The organism is Pseudoroseomonas cervicalis ATCC 49957, from assembly GCF_000164635.1.
Taxonomy (GTDB): domain Bacteria; phylum Pseudomonadota; class Alphaproteobacteria; order Acetobacterales; family Acetobacteraceae; genus Pseudoroseomonas; species Pseudoroseomonas cervicalis.
In genome coordinates this window covers 1-611 of record NZ_GG771213.1, presented here as the reverse complement: position 1 = coordinate 611, position 611 = coordinate 1, and the positions used below count along the sequence as shown (strand labels likewise).

1 protein-coding gene is annotated in these 611 nt (G+C 73.6%); it reads left to right on the top strand.

Going from position 1 to position 611, the window contains the following annotated elements:
• Window positions 1-135: 135 nt before the first annotated feature.
• Window positions 136-611: Fur family transcriptional regulator (locus HMPREF0731_RS22630; protein ID WP_007006609.1), on the top strand; the 476-nt coding region annotated here is incomplete at its 3' end.

Genomic DNA, 611 nt, shown 5'->3' with positions numbered 1-611 from the left:
CGCCCGGCCATGCCATAAAGGCGCCCGGGCCGTCGCCCGGACCGCCCCGCACCGCGCGGGGCGGCCGGGACGCCCGCCTGCCATCACTCCGCCAGGCTCCGTCCGGGCCGGCCCAGGAGAGCAACCGACCACCCCATGGACACGCGCACCGACACGCCCCGCCCCGCCGACGAGGACAAGCCCGACCCGCTGCGGATCGAGCGGCTCTGCATCGAGCGCGGGCTGAAGATGACCGGGCAGCGCCGGCTGATCGCGCGCGTGCTCTCCGAGGCGGTGGACCACCCGGATGTGGAGGAACTCTACCGCCGGGCGCTCGCCCTCGATTCCCGCGTCTCCATCGCCACCGTCTACCGCACGGTCCGGCTGCTGGAGGAGAAGGGCATCCTGGAGCGGCACGATTTCGGCGGCGGCCGCGCCCGCTACGAGGCCACCGACCATGGCCACCACTACCATCTGATCGATGTGGAATCCGGCAAGGTGATCGAGTTCTCCGACGAGCAGCACGAAGCCCTGGCCAAGGCGATCGCCGCGCGGCTGGGCTTCCAGCTGGTCGGCCACCGGCTGGAGCTGTTCGGCCGCCGCGCCACGCCCGAAGGGGCGGGCGCCGCCGG